The following is a 22,304-nucleotide window of genomic DNA, read 5'->3' on the forward strand; positions in this document are numbered from 1 at the left end:
CCGCAGCAAGAGGCCGAAAGCCGTGAGCTGGCCACGACTCCGCATAGATGGAGACGGCTCTCGCTTTTCACAATGGAGGAATGCCGTCGATAGTCGCCAGGCCGGGTCACCACGCAGTCGTCCGTGTCTCATTGCCGCTAAAGAGACTTGACGCCGTTCCCAGAAAATGGAATGAATATTCCGCAGAACAAATTTTACGGTTTGTTTGTTCCGTTTTGCGGAGTGCCACGGGAGAGGTGGTGCATGCAGGGGATGCAGCTCTCAGGGCAAATAGCCTGGAGCTCCGGCGTGAGGAGGGTGCAGCCGGGCACCATTTGTGGAGGAAGTGAAATGAAAAAGTTTATCCTGGGCACTGCGATGGCGCTCGTCATGTCGACGGCGGCCCACGCGGAGACGGTTGGCGTGTCGATGGCAAAGTTCGACGACAACTTCCTGACCGTTCTGCGCAATGGCATGACCGATTATGCAAAGACGCTGAACGGCGTCACGCTGCAGGTGGAAGACGCGCAGAACGACGTTTCCAAGCAGCAGAGCCAGATCCAGAACTTCATCGCCTCCAAGGTCGATGCGATCATCGTCAACCCTGTCGATACCGATGCGACGACGGCAATGTCGAAGCTCGCGGCCGATGCCGGCATTCCGCTGGTTTACGTCAACCGCCAGCCGGTCAACGTCGACACGCTGCCGGAAAAGCAGGCTTTCGTGGCTTCCAACGAGCAGGAATCCGGTACGCTGGAAACCAAGGAAATCTGCCGCATTCTCGGTGGCAAGGGCAAGGCCGTCGTCATCATGGGCGAGCTTTCCAACCAGGCTGCGCGCATGCGCACCCAGGACATTCATGACGTCGTCAAGACCGACGAGTGCAAGGGCATCGAGATCGTCGAAGAGCAGACGGCCAACTGGGATCGCACCCAGGGCGCCGACCTGATGACCAACTGGCTCTCCAGCGGCATCGAATTCGACGCTGTCATCTCCAACAACGACGAAATGGCGATCGGCGCCATCCAGGCGCTGAAGGCTGCCGGCAAGGACATGACCAAGGTCGTCGTCGGCGGCGTCGACGCCACGCAGGACGCGCTTGCCGCCATGCAGGCAGGTGACCTCGACGTCACTGTCTTCCAGGACGCTGCCGGCCAGGGCAAGGGCGCGCTCGATACGGCGCTCAAGATTGCCAAGGGCGAAAAGGTCGAGAAGAAGGTCTACATCCCCTTCCAGCTCGTCACGCCTGAAAACGTCAAGGACTTCGTCGCCAAGAACTGAGGCGAACGCCAAGCAGGATGCGGGCTCGGCCCGCATCCTTTCAGCCTGTCCGTATCCGGAGGAGATGATATGGCCGTCAGCCCGACAACCATGGCAGCCGTGCGCGCAAGCGGCGCGGTTCCGAATGCGGAATATCTCTTGAGCGCCGAGGGCGTTCGCAAGGAATTTCCAGGCGTCGTCGCACTCGACGACGTGCAGTTCCGGCTGAAGCGCGCCTCTGTGCATGCGCTGATGGGTGAAAACGGCGCCGGCAAATCGACGCTGATGAAGATCCTCGCCGGCATCTATACGCCCGACAAGGGCGATATCCGCCTCAAGGGCGTCGACATCCGGCTGAAATCCCCGCTCGACGCGCTGGAGAACGGCATTGCCATGATCCATCAGGAACTGAACCTGATGCCGTTCATGACGGTCGCGGAAAATATCTGGATCCGCCGCGAGCCGAAGAACCGTTTCGGCTTCGTCGATCATGGCGCGATGCGCCGCATGACCGAGGAGCTGTTTGCCCGGCTCAACATCGCGCTCGATCCGGAAATCGAAGTCCGCCACCTGTCGGTCGCAAACCGGCAGATGGTCGAGATCGCCAAGGCGGTTTCCTATAATTCCGACGTCCTCATCATGGACGAGCCGACATCGGCACTGACGGAGCGCGAGGTCGAGCATCTTTTCCGCATCATCCGTGATCTCAGGTCTCAGGGCATCGGCATCGTCTACATCACCCACAAGATGAACGAGCTCTTTGAAATCGCCGACGAGTTCTCCGTCTTTCGCGACGGGCGCTATATCGGCACGCATGCCTCGACCGAGGTCACCCGCGACGACATCATCCGAATGATGGTCGGGCGCGAGATCACCCAGATGTTTCCGAAGGAAGAAGTGCCGATCGGCGATGTCGTGCTCTCCGTCAAGGATCTCTGTCTCAACGGCGTCTTCCGCGACGTTTCCTTCGAAGTGAGGGCCGGCGAGATCCTCGGCGTGGCCGGCCTCGTCGGCTCCGGGCGGTCGAACGTGGCTGAAACTCTTTTCGGCGTGACGCCGGCAAGCTCCGGTTCGGTCGAACTCTTCGGCAAGCCGGTGAACATTGCCTCGCCGACCGACGCCATCCGCCACCAGATGGCGTTCCTGACGGAGGACCGGAAGGATACCGGCTGCTTGCTGATCCTCGATATTCTCGAAAACATGCAGATCGCCGTTCTGCAGGACAGATATGTCAAGGGCGGCTTCGTGCAGCAGGGCGCGCTCGAGGCGACCTGCGAAGACATGGCGAAGAGGCTGCGCGTCAAGACGCCCAACCTCTACGAACGCGTGGAGAATCTTTCGGGCGGCAATCAGCAGAAAGTGCTGATCGGGCGTTGGCTGCTCACCCATCCGAAGATCCTGATCCTCGACGAGCCGACGCGCGGCATCGATGTCGGGGCCAAGGCCGAAATCCACCGGCTGGTCACCGAAATGGCGCGCAACGGCGTGGCGATCATCATGATCTCGTCCGAAATGCCCGAAGTGCTCGGGATGAGCGACCGCATCATGGTCATGCATGAAGGCCGAGTGACCGGTTTCCTCAATCGCGATGAAGCAACGCAGATCAAGGTGATGGAGCTGGCTGCGCGGTGACGCGCCGCCTGTGATCGCCCAAGGGAGGTTTGACATGAATAGCAAGGCAGCAGAGGGCACCGCCCCGCTCGCAACCCGGCCGAGACGGCGGCGCATGCCGCCGGAACTCAGCATCTTCCTCGTGCTCGTCGGCATCGCGCTGGTCTATGAAGTGCTCGGCTGGCTGTTCATCGGCCAGAGCTTCCTGATGAACTCGCAGCGCCTGACGATCATGATCCTGCAGGTCTCGGTCATCGGCATCATCGCCGTCGGCGTGACCCAGGTCATCATTACCGGCGGCATCGACCTTTCGTCGGGATCGGTCGTCGGCATGACGGCGATGATCGCGACGAGCTTTGCCCAATCCTCGACCTGGGGACGGGCCGTCTTCCCCTCGCTGACCGATCTGCCCGCCGTCGTGCCGATCATGATCGGCCTGCTGATCGGGGCGGCCGCCGGTCTCATAAACGGCGCGCTCATCGCCTATACGAAGATCCCGCCGTTCATCGCAACGCTCGGCATGTTCGTTTCGGCCCGAGGCGTCGCCAAGTGGTATACAAAGGGACAGCCGGTTTCCGGCATCACCGAGCAGTTCCACTTCATCGGAACCAAGGCATGGCCGGTCGTCGTCTTCCTGGTCGTGGCGCTGATCTTCCATATTGCGCTGCGCTACACCCGCTACGGCAAGTTCACCTATGCCATCGGCGCGAACCCGCAGGCGGCACGCGTTTCGGGCATCAATATCGAGGCGCATCTCGTCAAGGTCTACGTGATTGCCGGACTGCTCGCCGGGCTTGCCGGTATCGTCACGGCGGCGCGCGCTGAAACCGCACAGGCGAGCATGGGCGTCGGATACGAACTCGATGCGATCGCCGCGACCGTCATTGGCGGCACTTCGCTCACCGGCGGCGTCGGGCGCATCACCGGCACCGTCATCGGCACCATTATCCTCGGCGTCATGACATCAGGCTTCACGTTCCTTAGGATCGACGCCTACTACCAGGAAATCGTCAAGGGCGTCATCATCGTCGCAGCCGTCGTCGTCGACGTCTACAGGCAGAAGAAAAGGCGCAAGCACTGATCTCGATCAGCGAGAACAATCATCATGCGGGGGCTTCGGCCCCCGTTTCCGTTTGCGGCGAAGCTCTTGAAGAGGACGCAGATTTTTAAAAAAAGGGATGGCGAATCCCGCCAGCTTTTCTATTCTGCCACGTCATAGGCCCCGCCTCGGGCAGTGCAGGAAGACAAATGCAATTCGTATTCGACGGTCATAACGACGTTCTTCTTCGGCTCTGGACACACGCAAAAGACGGCAGCGATCCGATCGCGGAATTCAAAGACGGCACGACGGCCGGCCATATCGATGCACATCGAGCCAGGGAAGGCGGCCTCTCCGGCGGCCTCTGCGCCATCTACATTCCCTCCGGCGATCTCGTCTTTGCCGATCCGGATGCCGAAGGCCGCTATGTCACACCGATGGCGGCTCCTCTCGATCCGCTGCCTTCCCTTGTCGTTGCCAATGAGATGGCGGCGATCGCGCTGCGGCTCGACCGGGCGGGCGCCTGGCGGCTCTGCCGGACGGTCAAGGATATCCGCGGCGCCGTGGCGGACGGCATTTTCGCCGCGGTCCTGCATATGGAAGGCTGCGAGGCGATCGGCGCCGATCTCTCGGCGCTCGAGGTGTTTCATGCGGCGGGACTGCGGTCGCTCGGCCCGGTCTGGAGCAGGCACAACGTCTTCGGCTATGGCGTGCCCTTCGCCTTCCCGATGTCGCCGGATACCGCGCCCGGCCTCACCGATGCCGGCTTTGCGCTGGTCAAGGAGTGCAATCGCCTCGGCATCCTGATCGACCTTGCCCATATCACCGAGAAGGGTTTCTGGGACGTGGCGAAAACGACGGACCAGCCGCTGGTCGCCAGCCATTCCAATGCCCACGCGCTGACGCCGGTCGCGCGCAACCTCACGGACAGGCAGCTCGATGCGATCCGCGAAAGTCGCGGCCTCGTCGGCGTCAATTATGCGACGGCCATGCTGCGTGCCGATGGCCGCTCGGACAGCGATACGCCGCTTGCGGATATGATCCGCCATATCGACTACCTCGTGAACCGCATCGGCATTGATTGCGTCGCGCTCGGATCGGACTTCGACGGCGCCACCATTCCTGAGGAAATCGGCGATGCGGCCGGCAATCAGAAGCTGATTGCCGCTCTCCGGGAGGTTGGATATGGTGAGGAGGATCTCACGAAACTTGCCCGTGAAAATTGGCTTCGTATTCTGGCGCAAGCCTGGCGCGAGGACCGCGCCTAAAGCACCGCGCGCCTCTGGACGCGCTCGGAATGGACAATAGTTTAGTGGGGAATGACCGACCTAACGCTTCGTAATCAATCAAGAACAGGGGAACAGACCATGATGATCACCAAGCTCAGCCGCAATATCCGCATGCTTTCCGCCGGAGCCGCCCTTTCGCTCCTGATGATGACGGCACCGTCCGCTTTCGCCGAAACGCCCAAGGACACGCTTGTCGAAGGTTTTGCCATCGACGACATCATCACGATGGATCCGGGCGAGGCTTTCGAGCTTTCGACGGCGGAGATCACCAGCAACAGCTACAGCCTGCTTGTCCGTCTCGATCTCGCCGATACATCAAAGGTAAAGGGCGATCTCGCCGAAAGCTGGAGCGTTTCGGATGACGGCCTCACCTATACGTTCAAGCTGAAACCCGGCCTGAAATTCGCCTCCGGCAATCCGATCACCGCCGAAGATGTCGCCTGGTCGTTCGAGCGCGCCGTCAAGCTCGACAAGAGCCCTGCCTTCATTCTCACGCAGTTCGGCCTGACCGGCGACAACGTCACGGAAAAGGCCAAGGCGGCCGATGCCAATACCTTCGTCCTCACGGTCGACAAGGCCTATGCGCCGAGTTTCGTGCTCAATTGCCTGACGGCGACTGTCGCTTCCGTCGTCGACAAGAAGCTGGTGCTGGAGCATGTGAAGGCCGTGACGCCGGATGCCGAGCACAAATACGACAATGATTTCGGCAATGAATGGTTGAAGACCGGCTATGCCGGCTCCGGCGCCTTTAAGCTGCGCGAATGGCGCGCCAATGAAGTCGTCGTGCTGGAGCGCAACGACAATTATTACGGCGACAAGCCGAAGCTCAACCGCGTCATCTATCGCTATATGAAGGAAAGCTCGGCCCAGCGGCTGGCGCTCGAAGCAGGTGACATCGATATCGCCCGCAATCTCGAGCCGGGCGATATCGACGCCGTTTCCAAGAATGCCGATCTGGCGACGACAAGTGCGCCGAAGGGCACGATCTACTACGTCAGCCTGAACAACAAGAACGAAAACCTGAAGAAGCCCGAAGTTCAGGAGGCGTTCAAATATCTGGTCGATTACGACGCGATCGGCGCGACGCTGATCAAGGGCATTGGCGAGATCCACCAGACCTTCCTGCCGGAGGGCCAGCTCGGCGCGCTCGACGAAAATCCCTACAAGCTCGATGTCGCCAAGGCCAAGGAACTGCTGGCCAAGGCCGGCTTGCCCGACGGCTTCTCGGTGACCATGGACGTGCGCAACACGCAGCCGGTGACCGGCATTGCCGAATCCATGCAGCAGTCGCTGGCGCAGGCCGGCGTGAAGCTGGAGATCATCCCCGGCGACGGCAAGCAGACGCTGACCAAATATCGCGCCCGCACCCACGATATGTATATCGGCAATTGGGGCTCCGATTACTTCGACCCGAATTCCAATGCCGATACCTTCACGAGCAATCCCGACAATTCCGACGCCGGCACGGTGAAGACGCTCGCATGGCGCAACACCTGGGAAGCTCCGGAACTCGACAAGCAGACGAAGGCTGCATTGCTCGAGCGGGACGGCGCCAAGCGCGCAGCGATCTACGAGGATGTCCAGAAGAAGTTTCTCGCCAACAGCCCCTTCGTCATCATCTTCCAGCAGACCGAAGTGGCCGGCTATCGGAAGAGCCTGAAGGATTTCAAGCTGGGTCCGAGCTTCGACACCAACTTCGTCGGCCCGATCGCCAAGGAATGATCTGGCGGGGTTGAGTGGCTTGAGCACCGTCGAAACCAGGCAGGAGGCGCGGCCCCGCAAGGGCCGTGCCGGCGTCTTCGTGAAGGCGGCGGGACGTTTCCTGTTCGCCGCCGTCACCACCTATCTCGGCCTGCTGGCCGTCACCTTCTTCATCGGCCGCGTCGTGCCGATCGATCCCGTGCTCGCCATCCTCGGCGACCGCGCGCCCACCCACGTCGTCGAGCGGGTGCGGCAGGAAATGGGCTTCAACCTGCCACTCTATCAGCAGTTTTTCATCTATATCAAAGGCATCCTGTCCGGCGATTTCGGCAATTCGGTGCTGACGACCAATCCTGTCATGGTCGACATCCGCCGCGTCATGCCGGCGACGATCGAGCTCGCAACGCTCGGAACGCTGATCGGCGCCTGCGTCGGCGTGCCGCTCGGCGTTCTTGCCGCCGTGCGCCGCGGCAGCATCGCAGACCAGGTGGTGCGCGTCATCGGGCTGATCGGCTACTCGGTGCCGATCTTCTGGCTGGCGCTGATCTCGCTCGTCATCTTCTATGCGCAGCTGCGCTGGGTGGCCTTTCCCGGCCGCATCGATATCGTCTTCGAATATACGTTCACGCCGATCACCGGCTTCTATCTGCTCGACAGCGCCTGGCAGGGGCAATGGGACGTCTTCTATGACGTCTTCCGCCACATCATCCTGCCCGCCTCGCTGCTCGGTTATTTCTCGCTGGCCTATATCAGCCGCATGACGCGCAGCTTCATGCTCAACGAGCTTTCGCAGGAATATATCGTCGCCGCGCGCGCCAAGGGGCTTTCGGAAACACGAGTGATCTGGGGCCACGCGCTGCGCAATGCCGCCGTGCCGCTCGTCACCGTCATCGCCCTTTCCTATGCCGGCCTGCTCGAAGGCTCGGTTCTGACCGAAACCGTCTTCTCCTGGCCGGGCATCGGGCTTTACATCACCAATTCGCTGCAGAATGCCGATATGAATGCCGTGCTCGGCGGCACGATCGTCATCGGCACCGTTTTCATCGGCATCAACCTTCTGTCCGATCTTCTCTACCGGACGCTCGACCCGAGGACGCGAAACCGATGACGGCGCCCGCCACCCCATCTCCCGTGATGAGCCGCCGCGAATGGCTGCTTTCCGACCGTCCGCAATCGCGCATGCAGGCGCGCCTCGGGCGCGCTTACGTGACGTGGCGGCAGTTTAGCGCAAACAGGCTCGCCGTCGTCGGTCTCATGATCATCGTCGCGCTGCTGCTGGTCGCCGCTTTTGCCGATCTCATCGCCACGCACAATCCCGTGGTCGGCGATCTGCGCAATGCCCGTTTGCTGCCGCCGGGAACGAGCGGGTTCCTGCTTGGCACGGATGACCAGGGCCGCGATATCTTTTCGCGGCTGGTCTACGGATCGCGATTGACGCTGCTCGTCGTCGTGCTCGTCGCCATCATCTCCGCGCCGGTCGGGCTGCTCGTCGGCACGGTATCGGGTTATGCCGGCGGCTGGGTGGATGCGACGCTGATGCGCATCACTGATATTTTCCTCGCCTTTCCGAAGTTGGTGCTGGCGCTCGCCTTCGTCGCCGCGCTCGGCCCGGGCATCCAGAACGCGATCATCGCCATCGCCATCACCTCCTGGCCGCCCTATGCCCGCATCGCGCGCGCCGAGACGCTGACGGTCCGGCGTTCCGACTATATTTCGGCGGTGAAGCTGATGGGCGCATCGCCGCTGCGCATCATCGTGCGCCATGTCATGCCACTCTGCATTTCCTCGCTGATCGTGCGCGTGACGCTCGATATGGCCGGGATCATCCTGACGGCGGCCGGTCTCGGCTTCCTGGGATTGGGCGCGCAGCCGCCGCTGCCGGAATGGGGCGCGATGATCGCATCGGGCCGTCGCTTCATCCTGGATCAATGGTGGGTCGCGGCCATGCCGGGCATCGCCATCCTTATCGTCAGCCTCGGCTTCAACCTGCTCGGCGACGGCCTGCGCGACGCGCTCGATCCGAAGGAGAGCGGCCAATGACGACACTTCTGACGGTCGACAAGCTCAAGGTCAGCTATCCCACCCGCACCGGCGTGATCGAGGCCGTTCGCGGCGTCTCCTTTACGCTCGGCAGGGAAAGGCTCGGTATCGTCGGCGAATCCGGTTCCGGCAAGTCGCAAACCGGCCGGGCCATCATGGGGCTGACGCCGAAACACGGCATCGTCACCGCCGACAGGCTCGATTTCAACGGCATCGACCTCCTCAAGGCTTCCGCCGGCGAAAGGCGCAGGCTGCGCGGCAAGCGCATCGCCATGATCCTGCAGGATCCGAAATATTCGCTCGACCCCGTCATGACGATCGGCAGGCAGATCTGCGAAACGCTGCGCACGCATGAGAAGGTCGGCAAGGCGGAGGCGCGAGAGCGTGCGCTCGCCATGCTGGAGGCGGTGCAGATCCGCGACCCCAAACGCGTCTTCGACCTGCATCCCCACGAGGTTTCGGGCGGGATGGGGCAGCGCGCGATGATCGCCATGATGCTGATTGCCGGACCGGAACTGCTGATCGCCGACGAACCGACCTCGGCGCTCGACGTGACGGTGCAGCTCGATGTGCTGCGGATCATGGACAGGCTGGTGTCCGAACGGGGCATGGGACTGATCTTCGTGTCCCACGATCTGAGGCTGGTTTCTTCCTTCTGTGACCGCGTCATTGTCATGTATGCCGGGAAGGTCGTCGAAGAACTCGCGGCCGCCGATCTCAAACATGCGCAGCATCCCTATACCCGGGGACTGCTGAACTGCATGCCCGAGATCGGTTCGAACCGCCATCCGCTGCCGGTGCTCGACCGCAAGCCGGAGTGGGCGGCATGAGCGCAACGCTCCAGATCGACAATCTCGGCGTCGTTTATGACGAATTTCATGCGCTGAAGGATGTCAGCGTCGTGGTCGAAGGCGGCGAGTCCTTCGGCCTTGTCGGCGAGTCCGGTTCGGGAAAATCCACCTTGCTGCGCGCGGTTGCCGGGCTTGCGCCGGTCAGCGGCGGGACGATCCAAATCGAGGGGGAAGCCCTCAGAGGCGCAAAACGCAGCAAGACTTTTTATCGGCGCGTGCAGATGGTCTTTCAGGACCCCTACGGTTCGCTGCATCCGCGCCAGACGATCGACCGGCTTCTGCTCGAACCGCTTGCGATCCATGGCATCGGCGACAGCGACCGACGCATTGCGCGGGCACTCGACGAAGTCGGCCTCGGCAACGGCTTCCGTTTCCGCTATCCGCACCAGCTCTCCGGCGGCCAGCGGCAGCGCGTGGCGATCGCCCGGGCGCTGATTGTCGAACCGTCGATCCTGCTGCTCGACGAACCGACCTCAGCCTTGGATGCCTCGGTGCAGGCAGAGGTTTTGAACCTGCTCGAACAGATCCGGCGCGACCGCAAGCTGACTTTCGTGATGGTGAGCCACGATCTCGGCGTCATCACCCATATGTGCGAAAAGCTCGCCGTGATGCGCAACGGTGCGGTCGTCGAACGCCTGAGTTCGGAAGAGCTGGCGAGAGGCGCAGTTCGGGAGGACTACACGAGAAATTTGATGATCGCCAGCAAGGGGTTCGTCAAAGCCTGAAGGGTAGTCTTTTCAAGCCTTTGAAAAGAAAAGACCCGCGAGACCGTTAAGGCTAATGCTTCCCTAAAAGACGACCAACCAACTAGACTATTGACAGCTGCCCCGCTTCTGTCATGATCCTGTTAACGATTGTTAGCTTTCGTGATCGATGGAGGTTGAGGCATGTTCTTTCTCGGTGGCATGACCATGGGTTACCTTGATCCTCCCGTCAAAGCCGACCGCAGGGAACAGATTTCGGTATCCATTCCCGCCGAGAAGGACCGCAGGTTGATCGACACTTCTTCCAACCCGCCGCAGGACGGGAGCACCGTCGAGCGCTCGTGGATCTGGGCCTGGCGCACGCTCTGCTGATAGAGCTGGTTGAATTTTCTCTTCCGCTCGCTCTGGACGGAAATTTATCTCTACCTACCTGATAGAGAAAATATTTATAAACCGAGCCGCACAACCGGCCGCAGGAAAACAACGGAGGCAACATATGGCAGATCTGGGTATTTCGCATACTCACGTGAACCAGTATGGTTCCGTCGTGGACAAGAAGCCGCTGACCGCGCGTCACAGGCTTCAGACCATGCTCCATGGAGCGATCTTCACGGCAGCATTCCTGTTCGTCGTCGCCATGGTTTGCGGCCTCGTCGGCTAATCGGCGCATCCTAAGCTCGGCAGGTGCCGCGGCGGTTTCCGCCCTTTGCTGACGCTCGCAGGCCCCAGCACTCTCCCGGCATCAGCCTGTCCCGGGAGAGTGGTCATAGAGCCGAGCGCTATCCCAATCCCCATTCTTCTCTATGTCAGTCACGCCAGGGCGTCGCATCGAGGTTTGTTCATCGGCGCGCTTCAGCCTTTCCTGTCTTTATACGCTGCCGCCAGGCCGGATGCCGGCATTTTCGCCTCCCGCCGCGGAGACGAGCCTGGCAGGGCGCATTCCCCGCCTCTTGACTTGAATTGTCCCGTGTCCAAGTTTCGCCATGGCTTTCGCGGAGAGGATATCGATGATTTCCATCATCCGTCTGCCGCCCTGAACCGGGGCTCATTGCGTTTGCGTCGCGTCGCCCAAGTGTCGTTCATCCCGGCTTCATCGATCTTCGAAGAATCGGGCTCCGTTCATGTCGCAGTCATGATAAGCAGTGCAAAAGGCTGAGCAAAACAGCCATAACTTTGTTTGGATCCAGAACCGAACCCATGTCTATTGCCAATCTTTCTCCGAGCCTTCCGCGCGACCCCGATACGAAGCAGATCGATCACAATGATTCGATCCGCTCGACCTATCTTTCCATTGAGGACATCAAGGCGATGGGCGAGGCGGTCGCCCAGAACGGCGTCAGCAAGCTGCCGGCTTTCGCTCCCTTCGATTTCTTCGCGCGCCATAAGGAAAACGAGAAGGAAATCCTGCGCGTTTACCGCACCACGGCAACGGACGTCGAGGCTGGAGAGACGATCACTCCAGCGGCGGAATGGCTGCTGGACAACCACTATATCGTCGAAGAAGCGATACAGGAGGTGCGACGCGACTTTCCCCGGCGTTTCTACCGCGAATTGCCGACTATTTCTGTCGGGGGTGTCGAGATACCGCGCACCCTGGTCCTTGCCTGGCTCTATGTCGCCCATACCCACAGCACGATCTCGCAGGAAAGCCTGACGGCTCTGGTCGACGGCTTCCAGACCAGCGAGACGCTCCGGATTGGTGAACTCTGGGCCCTGCCGTCGCTCGTGCGCTACGTGCTGGTGGAAAACCTTCGCCGTATTTCGAGCCGTGTGGAAGCCAGCCGCCGGCTGCGCCGGCGCGCCAACGAGGCGGCCGACGAATTGGTCCGCCTGACCGATCCGGCAAAGGCTGCCGCCTATCTGAAGACGCTGGAGCCGCTTGCCGAGGACAATACCTTCTCGACGCAGTTCCTCTACCGCCTGCGCGACGGCTCGCAGACATCGAGCCTGGCGATCACCTGGCTCGACGAGCGGCTGGAAGAGCTCGGCCGCAATACCGAAGAGGCCACGACGGCCGAACACAGCCGCCTGTCTTCCGGCAACGTGACGATGGGCAACATCATCCGCAGCCTTCGCGAGATCGACGATACGGAATGGTCGGTCTGGGTCGAACAGGTCAGCCACGTCGATAAGCTGCTGTGGGAGCATTCTGACTACGGCATCCTCGATTCCGGCTCGCGCAACAAATACCGCAAGCAGATCGAAAAGCTGGCCAAGCGCTCGCCGCTGACGGAAATGGAAATCGCCCAGTTGGCGCTCGACATGACGGAAGAGGCCAAGGCCTCCGGCGAGCCGCAGCCGCACGAACCGAATGTCGGCGGCTTCCTGTCCGGCGCGCAGCGGCCGAAGCTGGAGGCGCGGGCGAATTACCGCCCGACGATCACCCAGCATTTCGTCCGTGCGGTGCGGCAGTTCAACTGGCTGGCGATCGCCGTTCCCGTCATGCTGCTGACCGTCATCGCCATGGCCGTCGTCGGCAAGTTCATGGCGAATGCCGGCATGGGTCCGCTCGAAATCGCCGTGCTACTGATCATGTTCTCGCTGCCGGCCTCGGAGGGCGCGACAGGCCTCTTCAACACTCTGCTGTCCTTCTTCGTGACGCCGGCGCGGCTCGTCGGCTACGAATTCAAGGAAGGCATTCCGGAGGATGCGCGCACGTTGCTCGTCGTGCCTTGCCTGATCTCCAACCGCGACAGCGTCGACGATCAGGTGCGCAATCTCGAGGTTCATTATCTCGCCAATCCGCGCGGCGAGATCTATTTCGCGCTGCTGAGCGATTGGCCCGACAGCGACGCCGAGGAGACGGCCGCCGATCTCGAGGTTCTCGACTATGCGAGGCGCGAGATCGCCAATCTTTCCGCCCGCTATGCCTATGATGGCAAGACGCGCTTCTACCTCCTGCATCGCCGCCGCCTCTACAATCCCGCCGAAGGCGTGTGGATGGGCTGGGAGCGCAAGCGCGGCAAGCTGCACGAGCTGAACATGCTGCTGCGCGGCGACCGCGACACGACCTATCTGCCGGGCGCCAATGCGGTGCCGGCCAATGTGCAATATGTCATGACGCTCGATGCCGACACGCGCCTGATGCGCGATACCGTCACCAAGCTCGTCGGCAAGCTCTACCACCCGATCAACCGCCCGGTCATCAATCCGAAAACCGGGCGCGTCGAGAGCGGCTACGGCGTGCTGCAGCCGCGCGTCACGCCGTCGCTGACGACGGGCAAGGACGCATCGGTCTTCCAGCGCGTCTTTTCGATCAATCGCGGCCTCGACCCTTACGTCTTCACCGTTTCCGACGTCTATCAGGACCTCGCCGGCGAAGGCACCTTCACCGGCAAGGGCCTCTATCACGTCGATGCCTTCGAAGCGTCGCTGAAGGGCCGGATCGAAGAGAACTCGGTCCTCAGTCACGATCTTCTCGAAGGCTCGATGGCGCGCTGCGCACTCGTCACCGATCTCGAACTGGTCGAGGATTTCCCGATCCGCTACGAGGTGGAAACATCGCGCCAGCATCGCTGGGCGCGCGGCGACTGGCAGCTTCTGCCTTACATGTTCAATCCAAAATACGGCGTCACGGCACTCGGCCGCTGGAAGATGTTCGACAATCTGCGCCGCTCGCTGACGCCGATCGCCTGGTTCTTCGCCTCGGTGCTCGGCTGGTACTTCATGGGTCCGCTCGGCGCGCTCGTCTGGCAGATTCTGCTGATCTTCTGCCTCTTCGTCGCGCCGACGCTCTCGCTCATCAACGGCATCATCCCGCGCACCAGCGATATCGTCGCGCGTGCCCATCTCTATACGGTCTGGTCGGATATCACGGCCGCCAATGCGCAGGTCGCGCTGCGCATCGTTTTCATCGCCGATTCCGCGGCGATGATGGCGGATGCGATCGGCCGTTCGCTCTACCGCCTGCTCGTCAGCCGCAAGCTGATGCTGCAGTGGCGCACCGCTGCCAGCGTTCAGGCCGGCCGCCAGGGCACCCTCGCCTCTTATTACAAGGCGATGTGGCATGCGCCGGCGCTGGCGCTGCTGGCGCTCGCCTTCGCGGCGCTTCCCGGCGACAACGCCTTCCTCGTCGGCATTCCCTTCGCGCTGCTGTGGATCCTTTCGCCTGTCGTCGCCTGGTATGTCAGCCAGTCGGCCGAGACGGAAGACCGGCTCGAAGTCGCCGACTCGGTGTCCAGCGAACTGCGCAAGATCGCGCGGCGCACCTGGCGCTATTTCGAGACCTTCACCACGCCTGAACAGAATTACCTGCCGCCGGACAATATCCAGGAAACGCCGCATGTGATCGTCGCGGCGCGCACCTCGCCGACCAATATCGGCGTCTACCTGCTCTCCGTCGTTTCCGGCCGGCATTTCGGCTGGTTCTCCTTCGAGGAGACGATCGAGCGGCTGGAACAGACGATCGCGACGATCGACAAGATGGAGAAATTCCGCGGCCATCTGTTCAACTGGTATCACACCGATACGCTGCAGACGCTCGGACCGCGTTACGTCTCGGCGGTCGACAGCGGCAATCTCGCCGGTCATCTGATCGCCATTTCGTCGGCCTGCCGCAACTGGGCGGAGGCGCCCTCGGCCCATATGCAGGGTAATCTCGACGGTGTCGGCGACACGGCCGGCATTCTGGGTGAAGTGCTGGCGGACCTGCCCGACGACCGCAAGACCGTGCGCCCGCTGCGCCGGCGCCTGGAAGAGCGCATCGTCGGCTTCCAGAACGCGCTTGCCGCCGTCAAGCGCGAGCATGAATTCGCCTCTATCCGCATCATCAACCTTGCCGTTCTCGCACGCGACATCGAAAAGCTCGCCGCCAATCTCGACCATGAAGTCAAGTCGAAGCAGAGCGAAGAGGTTACCCTATGGGCGGCGTCGCTGGTAAAGGTCTGCGAGGCGCATATATCGGATAGCACCTTCGACCTTTCCAAGGTCGATGACCTCAGGCCGCGCCTGGTGGCGCTGCGCGACAAGGCGCGCGATCTCGCCTTCTCGATGGATTTCGGCTTCCTGTTCCGGCCGGAGCGCCGCTTGCTGTCGATCGGCTACCGTGTCGAAAGCGGCGAGCTCGACCAGGCCTGCTACGATCTTCTCGCCTCGGAATGCCGCCTGACCAGCCTCTTCGGCATCGCCAAGGGTGACCTGCCGACCGAGCACTGGTACCGCCTCGGCCGCCAGGTCGTGCCTGTGGGATCACGCGGCGCGCTGGTCTCCTGGTCCGGTTCGATGTTCGAATATTTGATGCCGCCGCTCGTCATGCAGGAGCGCGGCGGAGGCATTCTCAACCAGACCAACAATCTGGTCGTCGTCGAACAGATGAACTATGCCCGCAAGCTCGGCATTCCGTGGGGCATTTCGGAAGCGGCCTTCAATGCCCGCGACCATAACCTCAACTATCAGTACACGAATTTCGGCGTGCCGACGCTCGGTCTGAAACGCGGCCTCGGCCACAATGCCGTCATCGCGCCCTATGCCTCGCTGCTGGCCAGCCAGTACGATCCGCCGGGTGCGCTGGAAAACCTGCAGAAGCTGCGCAAACTCGGCGCGCTCGGCAAGTTCGGCTTCCACGACGCCGTAGACTTCACGCCGACACGCGTGCCGGAAGGCAAGAAATGCGCGGTGGTCTACAATTATTATGCCCACCATCACGGCATGTCGATCGCGGCCGTCGCCAACGTCGCCTTCAACGGCCATCTGCGCGAGCTGTTCCACTCCGATCCCGTGATCGAGGCGGCCGAACTGCTGCTGCAGGAAAAGGCGCCGCGCGACATTCCCGTTATGAGCGGCAAGCATGAATCCGATACGCCGGCCAGCATCCAGGACGATTTGCTGCGGCCGGAGATCAGGAAGATCAGCGACCCGGCCTCGCGCGACCGTGAACTCGTCTTCCTGTCCAACGGCCACTACTCCATGATGCTGACGGCGACGGGCGCCGGCTATTCTCGCTGGAACGGTCTTACCGTTTCCCGCTGGAAGGCCGATCCGACGGAAGACCGTTGGGGCACCTTCATCTTCCTGCGCGATACCGCTACCAACGAATGGTGGTCGGCGACAGCAGAGCCGAAGGGTGTCGAGGGCGAAAAGATCAAGGTCGAATTCGCCGACGAGAAGGCGCAGTTCACCAAGACGGTCGGCGACCTGACGAGCGAGGTGGAATGCATCATTGCGACCGAGCATGATGCCGAGGCCCGCCGCGTCACCCTGCTCAACATGGGCACTGAAGACCGCTTCATCGAAGTCACCTCCTACCTCGAACCGGTCATTACCTCCGACGATACCGACAATGCGCATCCGGCCTTCGCCCGAATGTTCATCAGGACCGAGATCGGCAAGCGTGGCGACGTCATTCGCGCGGAGCGCAACAAGCGCGATCCGAACGAGCCGAATATCAGCATCGCCCATCTGATCGTCGACAATGCCGGCGACACCCGTCACACCGAGTTCGAGACCGACCGGCGCAAGTTCATCGGCCGAGGCCGCAGCCTTGCCGATGCGGCGGCCTTCGATCCGGGTGCGACGCTTTCCGGCAGCGACGGCTTCATGCTCGACGCCGTCATGTCGCTGCGCCGCACCGTACGCGTGCCCGCCGGCAAGAAGGTCAGCGTGTTCTTCTGGACGATCGCCGCACCGAGCCGCGACGAGGTCGACAAGGCGGTCAACCGCTACCGTCACCCCGACGCCTTCAACCACGAACTCGTCCAGGCCTGGACGCGCACGCAGGTGCAGATGCGTCATGTCGGCGTCACCTCGCAGCAGGCGGCGGCCTTCCAGCATCTCGGACGCTACCTCGTCTATCCCGACATGCAGCTGCGCAAGGATGAGGCGACCGTCGAGGCCGGCCTGCAGTCGCAATCGGCTCTCTGGCCGCTGGCGATCTCCGGCGACTTCCCGATCTTCACCCTGCGCGTCAACGACGACATGGATCTCGACATCGCCCGCGAGGCGCTGCTGGCGCAGGAATATCTGCGTTCGCGCGGCGTCACCGCCGATCTCGTCATCATGAACGAACGCGCTTCTTCCTATGCGCAGGACATGCAGCATGCGCTCGACGCCATGTGCGAGAACGTGCGCCGCATGGGCCAGGCCGATGGGCTGCGCCAGCACATCTTCGCCGTCCGCAAGGACCTGATGGAGGAAAGCACCTATCACGCGCTGATCGCGGCTTCCCGCGTCACCCTGCATGCCAAGAACGGCAAGGTGGTCGATCAGATCAGCCGCGCCGTCGCGCTGTTTGCACCCTCCAAGGAGGAACAGCAGGAGATGGAGCGGGCCGAGCGAAACAAGGTTCCGGTCAAGCGCGTCACCCCGATGCCGCCGCCTGTTGTGCCCGCTGTCGTCATCGAAGAGGAAGGCGATCTCGACTTCTGGAACGGCATCGGCGGCTTTGCCCGCGACGGCCGCGAATATGTCGTTCGCCTTCCAGGCGGCCATGCGACGCCGCAGCCCTGGATCAACGTGATCTCCAACGACAAGTTCGGCTTCCACGTCTCGGCGGAAGGGGCAGGCTTCACCTGGAGCGTCAATTCACGCGACTACCAGCTGACCTCCTGGTCGAACGACGCGGTGGTCAACCGTTCGGGCGAGGCCTTCTATCTCGCCGATCTCGACAGCGGTGCTGTCATGACTCCCTTCGCGGCACTCTCGCGCCGGCCGGACATTCGTTTCGAAGCCCGCCACGGGCTCGGCTATTCGGTCTTCTCGAGCATCCAGCATGATATCGCGCTGGAGCTGACGCAGACGATCGCCCGCGACAAGCCGGTAAAGCTGCAGCGCCTGCGTCTGCGCAACACCGGTTCGACCGGCCGCAAGCTGCGTCTCTATGGTTATGTCGAATGGATCCTCGGCAACAATCCGGGCCGCACGGCGCCCTTCATCCTGTCGCGGCATGATGGGGAGACGGGCGCGCTGTTCGCCACCAATCCTTACAGCATCGACCACTCCAACCGCATTGCCTTCTTCGCGGCGAGCGAGACGCTTTCGAGCTTCTCGGCAAGCCGACGGGAATTCATCGGCAAGGCGGGAACGATCCAGGCCCCGCAGGCCGTCACCTCGGCCGCCGTGCTTTCCGGTGCGACGGAACTCGACGGCGATCCGGCCGCGGCTCTCGCGATCGACATCGAGCTTGGCGCCGGCGAGGAGCGTGACTTCACCTTCTTCCTCGGCGATACCAAGACCGAAGACGAGGCGCGTGAGATTATCGCCGGCATCCGCGAGGCTTCGTTCGACGATGCCGTCGAGGCGAACCGCGCCTTCTGGCGGGAGTTCACCGGTCGGCTGCAGATCTCGACCCCGGATCGCGGGATGAACAATCTCGTCAATAGCTGGCTGCCCTATCAGAGCCTCGGCTGCCGCATCATGGCCCGCACTGCCTTCTACCAGGCAAGCGGTGCCTTCGGCTTCCGCGATCAGTTGCAGGACACGCTGGCCTTCCTGCTGCATGAACCTTCGATCGCCCGAGGGCAGATCCTGAATGCCGCCTCGCGTCAATTCCGCGAGGGCGACGTGCAGCATTGGTGGCTGCCGGGAACGGGCGCGGGCGTTCGCACCCTGATCTCGGACGATGTCGTCTGGCTGAGTTATGCGATCCATCACTATTGCAGTGTTACCGGCGACAAGAGCGTCCTCGATGAGGAGCTTGCCTTCCTCGAAGGCCCCGCTCTCCTGGAGGGGCAGCACGATTCTTTCTACAAGCCGGAGATTTCCGAGGATAAGGCGAGCGTCTACGAACATGCGGCGCTGGCGCTCGATCTCGCCATCGCCCGCAAGGGCGCAAACGGCCTGCCGCTGTTCCTCGGCGGCGACTGGAACGATGGCATGAACCGCGTCGGCATCGGCGGGCGCGGCACCAGCGTCTGGCTCGGCTGGTTCCTGGCGGGGGCATTGCGCTCCTTCATTCCCTATGCCGAAGAGCGCGGCGACACGGCCCGCGTGGGGCGCTGGTCGGCGCATCTCACCGAGTTGAAGAAGGCGCTCGAAACCGCGGCATGGGACGGCGGCTACTATCGCCGCGGCACGTTCGACGACGGCGCGCTGCTCGGTTCCAAGGAAAGCCCGGAATGCCGGATCGACTCGATCGCGCAGTCCTGGAGCGTTCTGTCAGGCGAGGGCGACCCGGCCCGCGCCGTCAAGGCGATGGATGCCGTGCTCGATCAGCTGGTCGACGAGGAAGCCCGCATCATCCGGCTGTTCACGCCGCCTTTTGTCAATTCCGCGCGGGATCCCGGCTATATCAAGGCCTATCCGCCGGGCGTGCGTGAAAACGGCGGGCAATATACCCATGCCGCGACCTGGGTGGTGATGGCGCTGGCGGAGCTGAAGCGCGGCGACGATGCGTTGCGCTGCTTCCAGATCCTCAATCCGATCACCCACGCGCTCGACAAGGCTTCGGCGGAACAGTACCGCGTCGAACCCTACGTCGTGGCGGCCGACGTCTACGGACATGAGCCCTATACGTCACGCGGCGGCTGGACCTGGTACACGGGCTCCGCAGGCTGGCTCTACCGCGCTGCCGTCGAAGGCATTCTCGGTATCCGACTGAAGGACGGCCGGCTTTACGTGCGCCCGTCGCTCCCGTCGGAATGGGACGGATTTGCGGCAGAGGTGGAGCAGGGAGGCGGCAAATACCGCATTTCGGTCTCAAAAGCGTCCAATGCGAGCGGCTACACTCTGTCGATCAACGGCAGCGAAGTCACCGATCCCGAAGAGGGATATCCGCTCGGATAGCAGCGTTCTCCACGCTGAGGAACACGGCGATTCGCGACGGCCAAAGGGAACCCTTTTGGCCGTCGTCGCGTTGCAAAATCGGATAACAGGAGAAACTCTATGGCAAGCACGCTGACCGAAGCCATCGGCGCCGAGCGCAGTTGCTTATCCGCGGCTGCGTCAGGACGCGATACACGGCTTGATGTGCTGCGTGGCCTGGCCCTGATCATGATTTTCATCAATCATGTTCCCGGGCAGATTTTCGAATATGTGACGACGAAGAATTTCGGCTTCTCCGATGCGGCGGAGGCTTTCGTCCTGATTTCCGGCATTGCCGTCGGCCTCGCCTACGGGTCCCGCTTCAAGCCGGGTGCGCGCATCAAGACGGCGATCAAGGCGGCGCGGCGCGCCTTCACGCTGTACCTTGCCCATATGATCACCACTTTCATGACCCTGGCATTGTTCATCTGCGGCGCCTGGCTGTTCCATCGGCCGGGCTTGCTGGTCGAAATCAATATCCTGGCGGTTCTCATGAACCTGAAGGAAGGCATTCCGGCGCTGCTGCTGCTCGGCCACCAGATCGGCTACAACAACATCCTGCCGATGTATGGCGCGCTGCTGCTGATGGTGCCGGTCATTCTGCTGCTCAATGCGCGCAGCCCGCTGCTGGCGCTCGCCGTCTCGGGCACGGTCTGGCTGCTTGCCGGCATCTATGAGGTGGCGCCGCACAACCTGCTGATCGAGGGCTACTGGTTCCTCAATCCGCTCTCCTGGCAGTTCCTGTTTACGATCGGTATCGTCTCGATCCTGCATATCAAGCGCGGCGGCACGATCCCGCGCCATCCGCTGCTGTTTGCGGCTGCTGCCGGCTACGTGCTGCTGTCTTTCGTCTGGGTGATGGGCCATCTCTGGGCCTTCGGCAACTCGCTGGCCGCACTTGGCTTGCCGACCGTCATCACAGGCTTCGACAAGACCTTCCTGTCGCTGCCGCGACTGCTGCATGTGCTGGCGCTGACTTATCTGGTCATCAGCATTCCCGCAGTTTCGCGTATCCTGCGCCGTCCCGCCGATCATCCGCTGACGATCCTCGGCCGTCATTCGCTGAACATCTTCGTCGCCGGCACGATCCTCGCCATGGTGGGACAGGTGGTGCTCTACATCACCAACAAGGATCCGCTGGTCGGGCCGCTCTTCGTCATAGCGGGGATCGCGACGCAATTTGCCTACGCCTACTATCTCGAGCACAAGCGCCAGCAGGACAAGGTCAGGGGCAAACTGGTCACCGAGCCCGCCACCATACCCGTCCCCGTCCGTGTCCGCGGGGCAGCCAACGCCTATCACAGGGCCGATCGGAAGTAACAATCGGTCTTCGATCGACACGAGGAGCCGGTGGCTGATGCCGCCGGCTCAATTTTTATGGGCGAGGATGTTCACCAGCCTGCCGAAGGGGTCGCGCACGTAAAAGCGCCTGACGCCCCAAGGTTCGTCGGCCGGGCCGTATTCGATCGGGAAGCCGGCGGCCGTCATTGCCTCGAAAGCGGCATCGAGCTCGTCCACCTCGATCGAGAGATCGGGCACCGGCGTTCCGGAACCGCCTTGGGTGGCGACGCTCAGCTGAACGCTCATCGGCCTGGCGGCGCCGAAAGTCGCGATCCAACCGTGATCCATCACCACGTCGAGACCGAGGATATCCTGGTAGAAGCGCTTGGCCGCCGTGATGTCGTGCGCCTCGATATTGGCGACGATGCGTAGGACCTTCATGGGGTTTCCTTCCAATGCTTGGTGACAAGGCGGAAGGTAGGAAGATCGGTAGGAGCGTCAATTGGTTTGGGCTTGCAACGGGGACGTTGCAGAGTGTGACACTCTCTCTGCTGTGCCGGGCATCTCCCACAAGAAGGGAGATTGGCCAGTGGTTGGCCCCCAGTCCCTTTCCGCCGCCGTGCGGAACACAGGTTCGTTGTTGGCTGGGGAAACTATTGAGCCCAGCCAATCTCCTCACTTGTGGGGAAGATGCTCTGCAGGGGAGCAGGTGGCCCCATGGTACACCGTTGCTGTGTGTCGTCAGCACCGGTTTTGGAAGGAAAACGAAGTCCTGAAGTGTGTCGCAGGAATTGGACTGGCTTAACGCAACCAA

General features: G+C 62.1%; 14 protein-coding genes. 13 read left to right on the forward strand and 1 reads right to left on the reverse strand.

Annotation, left to right across the window (positions count from 1 at the left end):
* The first annotated feature begins 330 nt into the window (after nucleotides 1-330).
* The 13 genes from ATY76_RS25345 to opgC all read left to right on the forward strand — a co-directional run bounded on the left by ATY76_RS25345 (nucleotide 331) and on the right by opgC (nucleotide 21,529).
* Nucleotides 331-1,260, forward strand: coding sequence for a sugar ABC transporter substrate-binding protein (locus ATY76_RS25345; protein ID WP_088677430.1), 930 nt, complete (start codon nucleotides 331-333; stop codon nucleotides 1,258-1,260).
* Between the two features lie 69 nt (nucleotides 1,261-1,329).
* A complete protein-coding gene (locus ATY76_RS25350) occupies nucleotides 1,330-2,871 on the forward strand; it encodes a sugar ABC transporter ATP-binding protein (RefSeq protein WP_088677431.1) in 1,542 nt (513 codons plus the stop codon).
* A gap of 34 nt (nucleotides 2,872-2,905) precedes the next feature.
* Nucleotides 2,906-3,931 carry an ABC transporter permease gene (locus ATY76_RS25355; protein WP_088677432.1) on the forward strand — a complete coding sequence of 342 codons (1,026 nt, stop codon included), beginning with the start codon at nucleotides 2,906-2,908 and terminating at the stop codon, nucleotides 3,929-3,931.
* A 167-nt stretch (nucleotides 3,932-4,098) separates the two neighbouring features.
* A complete protein-coding gene (locus ATY76_RS25360; RefSeq protein ID WP_088677433.1) occupies nucleotides 4,099-5,157 on the forward strand; it encodes a dipeptidase in 1,059 nt (352 codons plus the stop codon).
* Between the two features lie 99 nt (nucleotides 5,158-5,256).
* On the forward strand, nucleotides 5,257-6,900 hold the full coding sequence (locus ATY76_RS25365) for an ABC transporter substrate-binding protein (protein ID WP_088677434.1): 1,644 nt from the start codon (nucleotides 5,257-5,259) through the stop codon (nucleotides 6,898-6,900).
* A 19-nt stretch (nucleotides 6,901-6,919) separates the two neighbouring features.
* Nucleotides 6,920-7,987 carry an ABC transporter permease gene (locus tag ATY76_RS25370; protein WP_088677435.1) on the forward strand — a complete coding sequence of 356 codons (1,068 nt, stop codon included), beginning with the start codon at nucleotides 6,920-6,922 and terminating at the stop codon, nucleotides 7,985-7,987.
* Nucleotides 7,984-8,919 (forward strand): ABC transporter permease, encoded by a 936-nt coding sequence (locus ATY76_RS25375; RefSeq protein WP_088677436.1) that lies wholly within the window; start codon nucleotides 7,984-7,986, stop codon nucleotides 8,917-8,919. The genes ATY76_RS25370 and ATY76_RS25375 overlap by 4 nt, the downstream gene beginning before the upstream one ends.
* A complete protein-coding gene (locus ATY76_RS25380; protein WP_088677437.1) occupies nucleotides 8,916-9,749 on the forward strand; it encodes an ABC transporter ATP-binding protein in 834 nt (277 codons plus the stop codon). The genes ATY76_RS25375 and ATY76_RS25380 overlap by 4 nt, the downstream gene beginning before the upstream one ends.
* Complete coding sequence (locus ATY76_RS25385) at nucleotides 9,746-10,495, forward strand: ABC transporter ATP-binding protein (RefSeq protein ID WP_088677438.1); 750 nt, start codon at nucleotides 9,746-9,748, stop codon at nucleotides 10,493-10,495. Before ATY76_RS25380 ends, ATY76_RS25385 begins: the two co-directional genes overlap by 4 nt.
* Before the next feature lie 162 nt (nucleotides 10,496-10,657).
* Nucleotides 10,658-10,846, forward strand: a complete 189-nt coding sequence (locus ATY76_RS25390) for a hypothetical protein (RefSeq protein WP_088677439.1) — start codon at nucleotides 10,658-10,660, stop codon at nucleotides 10,844-10,846.
* A gap of 124 nt (nucleotides 10,847-10,970) precedes the next feature.
* Complete coding sequence (locus ATY76_RS33835) at nucleotides 10,971-11,135, forward strand: hypothetical protein (RefSeq protein ID WP_190233730.1); 165 nt, start codon at nucleotides 10,971-10,973, stop codon at nucleotides 11,133-11,135.
* A 536-nt stretch (nucleotides 11,136-11,671) separates the two neighbouring features.
* Nucleotides 11,672-20,191: a glucoamylase family protein gene (locus ATY76_RS25395; RefSeq protein WP_088677440.1), complete on the forward strand. Its 8,520-nt coding sequence runs from the start codon at nucleotides 11,672-11,674 to the stop codon at nucleotides 20,189-20,191.
* A gap of 99 nt (nucleotides 20,192-20,290) precedes the next feature.
* Complete coding sequence (opgC, locus tag ATY76_RS25400) at nucleotides 20,291-21,529, forward strand: OpgC domain-containing protein (protein WP_088677441.1); 1,239 nt, start codon at nucleotides 20,291-20,293, stop codon at nucleotides 21,527-21,529.
* A gap of 48 nt (nucleotides 21,530-21,577) precedes the next feature.
* Here opgC and ATY76_RS25405 read toward each other — a convergent pair whose 3' ends face one another.
* The gene (locus ATY76_RS25405; RefSeq protein WP_088677442.1) at nucleotides 21,578-21,931 is read right to left on the reverse strand and encodes a VOC family protein; all 354 of its coding nucleotides are present in this window, start codon (nucleotides 21,929-21,931) and stop codon (nucleotides 21,578-21,580) included.
* Between the last annotated feature and the right edge of the window lie 373 nt (nucleotides 21,932-22,304).

The organism is Rhizobium sp. R339, assembly GCF_002211395.1.
Lineage (GTDB): Bacteria > Pseudomonadota > Alphaproteobacteria > Rhizobiales > Rhizobiaceae > Rhizobium.